At 45.8% G+C, this 3,456-nt stretch carries 4 protein-coding genes; all 4 read right to left on the reverse strand.

The features are described from left to right. Positions 1-653 (reverse strand): hydrolase (locus ACVBDY_RS01030; protein WP_447173619.1); only part of this gene is annotated, 653 nt, incomplete at its 3' end. A 30-nt stretch (positions 654-683) separates the two neighbouring features. Further along, positions 684-1,049, reverse strand: coding sequence for an SDR family oxidoreductase (locus ACVBDY_RS01035; RefSeq protein ID WP_447173622.1), 366 nt, complete (start codon positions 1,047-1,049; stop codon positions 684-686). A gap of 271 nt (positions 1,050-1,320) precedes the next feature. Then, positions 1,321-1,737, reverse strand: a complete 417-nt coding sequence (locus ACVBDY_RS01040; RefSeq protein WP_447173620.1) for an ester cyclase — start codon at positions 1,735-1,737, stop codon at positions 1,321-1,323. Between the two features lie 326 nt (positions 1,738-2,063). Next, on the reverse strand, positions 2,064-3,456 hold a 1,393-nt coding region (locus tag ACVBDY_RS01045; protein ID WP_447173621.1), incomplete at its 5' end, for a sigma-54-dependent transcriptional regulator.

A 3,456-nucleotide genomic window follows, 5' to 3' on the forward strand; every position in this document is an offset into this window, starting at 1 on the left:
CCCAGTCCATAGGATCCGCCGTATTTTTGCGCCAAGGTGGTCACGGCCTTATAGGTCTCGGCACGGGACCAGTCCCTCTGAAGTTCCAACAGGTACTGCAGGGATGTTATCGGCTTTGCACCTGCCAGGACCATCCTGGTAACCGATTGGTCGTGTGCCTCCTGGGTGATGTCCCCACAGGCATCGGTGATGATATAGACCTCGTAGCCGTCACTCAGGGCCGATAGGGCGGGACCGACAACACAGACACTGGTCCATAGACCGGCAAGGACCAAACGTTTTTTCCCTTTGCCCGTGATCGCCCTGTGGGCCTCTGCATCTTCCCAGGTGTTCATCGAGGTCCTGTCATAGTACTTCGATACATCGGGATAGGCCTCCAATATCTCGGGGAAGACCGGTCCACTGAAGGATTTTTCCTCGACCGTGCTGACAACAGTCGGAACATTGAAGATTTTCGAGGCACCGGCGACAAGCCCTACATTGTCCCGCAGTAGGGACATGTCGATACTCTTGGTAGCAAAAGCCATTTGGCCTTCGTGGTCGATCATTACCAAGGTATGGTTGTTGGGGTTCAATAGGTCCGGACTTGGCTTTTGGGCAAATCCCGACAGTGCCGTTACAGCTAATACGAAGGTTAAAATTGATTTTTTCATTTTCTTAAAATTTAAATAGTTATTAATTGATTATTGTTTTATAAATTGAACTTCAGCGGCTAACTTAATTTCTTCAACCCGCAAGGACTCCACCAGTTTCGAGAGCTTCCTCCTCACTTTCAATTGTAGCCACAAGAGCGTTACTGCTTTCTCTGTTACTTTCTGCCAGCTTTCCTCGGTAGCCACATCTTGCAGCATATAGGCCACAATTCCATTTGCAACAAGAATTTCCTCCGCAACTGCGTATAGTTTATCTTCCTGAATGTCTGTGATCAATACTTTTGCACCTTCTTGTGCAAAGATCTTTGCTACAGCAGCACCTATATTCCACCGGCCGTACCAGTAATAATGCCCACTTTGTTTTGTAATCTTTTCATCGTAAATTCTATTATTTATTGAACTCTTCGTTCTACAGGATTAATTCTCAAAATAGTTAGGTAGGAAATTATTGTATAAGACTTGTAAAATGGGCTGGTTTGTGATGTTCCGCAAAACTTTAGCGGAAGTAAGGTGCACTTATGGATCAAGAAACACATAGAGTGACTTTATTGACCATTCTCAAAAATGGCGATGTCCATCCCTGTCCCCACAGGAGAATCTTTATTTGCACCAATTTCCCAAATCAACCTCCCTATGTTGTTGTTGATTACCAACGGCTTGAGTGGCATCAGGCCTGTATTTGTTGCAGTAATGTTGCAAAATCTGCGACTTCCCAATGTTCCGCAAGTTGTCCATTGTCAATACGATATAATTGAAATGCTTTTACATCAACTGCGTTTCCTTTGGCTTTAAAAGCACCATAGTCAGCTGTATGGATGCCCTGTACACTATTATAAACTGCTACCTTGTCTCCTTCGGCTATCATAAACCATATCGGAAACTTTAAGCGATCAAATGCAGTATGCAAGCCTGTGAAGTATTGTTTTAAAACTTCACGCCCAGGTGCTTGACCGGGTAAATGGTCATTGTAATTTTCTGCTACGATTTTGTCAAAAATTTCAATGAATCGTTTGTTTTCAATAGCGGAGAAAAATTGGCGAACGATTTCTTTATTCACCTCAATTTGTGATTTAGAATTTTCCATTTTTAAACTCTTCAATTTTTATTAAAATATTGACTGATAACTACTGTATAAAGATAAATTTGTATTACAGCTACTATGTTATTGCAATCAAAGGAATTATTGCGTGAATCAAATGTTTCGACCGATAGGCCATTGGGGAATACGGGAATGAATGGGCCTGTTCAGGTCCGGGCATTGCAGATAACTCCTGGGCTTAGGCATTAAATCCATGCTCCTTGGAGAAAAATTGCGATTGCCGGAGTAGGGTTCGGACCTATGACAGAATACCCAAAAGTCAATTAGTGTGATAATTTACCGGGGTATGTAGAATGTGTTGTTGGCAACCCCTACAAATTGTGCTTGTCAATCCCCAGTTTTTTCATCTTGGAAGTTAAAGTGGTTGGGGGGATGTCCAGAAGTTCAGCGGCTCCATCCGGACCATATATTTTATAATTACACTTTTTAAGTGCATTGATAATATGTGTCTTGGCCGCTTCTTCCAGGGACTGTAGGCTGTTTGGCGTTAATGCGTGGTCTTCGCCTATAGGGTGTTCCGGTATAAGAAATGTCTGAATTATGCCTTCAGAAGCCATCAAGGCACTTCTTTCCACCACGTGTTGTAGTTCCCGTATGTTTCCGGGCCAATTGTAAAGGGATAAACTTTTGATTGCGGCTTCGGTTATTTTGATTTTTTTACCGGATTTTTGTGTAAATATGGCCATAAAGTGGTCTAACAATAAGGGCAGGTCTTCTATTCTTTCCCGTAACGGGGGGACATTGAGGGGAAATACGTTGAGCCTGTAATACAGGTCGATTCTAAAACGGTTTTCACCGATTTCCCGTTCCAGGTTTTTGTTGGTGGCCGCAATTACGCGGACATCGACGTTGATCTCCTTGTTGCCCCCGAGCCGTTCCATATGTTTTTCCTGGAGCACTCTCAATAATTTGGGCTGCATTTCCAAAGGCAGTTCCCCGATCTCATCAAGAAATATGGTCCCGCCATGGGCCTGCTCAAACTTTCCGATCCTTTGTGCCAGGGCACCGGTAAAGGTGCCCTTCTCATGGCCGAACAACTCGGATTCGATCAGGGTGGAGGGCAGTGTCGCACAGTTTACAATGACAAAGGGTCCGTTCCTTCGGGGGGAGAGCTCGTGTATGGCATGGGCCAATCTTTCCTTTCCCGTGCCGCTTTCCCCCAAAATCAGGACGGAGGTGTCCATGGGGGCCACCCTCCGGATCTGTTCAAAGACCTTCAATAGTGGCGGACTCTGTCCGATAATGTTCTCAAAGGCGGAGCGGTCCCCGGGACTATCCGGTCTTTGTCCCCCGGAAGCAGTGTCATCGGTCTTGGACAGTTCCTGTTTTTGGTTTTGGTGGTACTGTGCTATCTCAATGGCTATGAGCAGTTCTTTCTTGCGGTAGGGCTTGACAAGGAACCCATAGGGTTCCGTTATCTTGGCGGCATCCAGGATGGTCTTGTTGGAATTGGCGGAGAGATAAATGAACCCGATCCCTGCGGTTTTCAGTTCCCTGGCCAGATCGATCCCGGAAAGGCTGCCTTCCAGGTGGATGTCCAGGATGGCCAGGGTGGGATTCTCCTTTTGGATGATTTGCCTGGCCCTTGGAACCGAACTGGCAATTTCGCACACCTCGAACCCGGCCTCCCTCAGCATGAGCCTCAGGCCATTGGCAAGGATGAACTCATCTTCGACTATCAATATCTTATCATTGATCCCCATA

Source organism: Sinomicrobium halophytocola, from assembly GCF_052983395.1.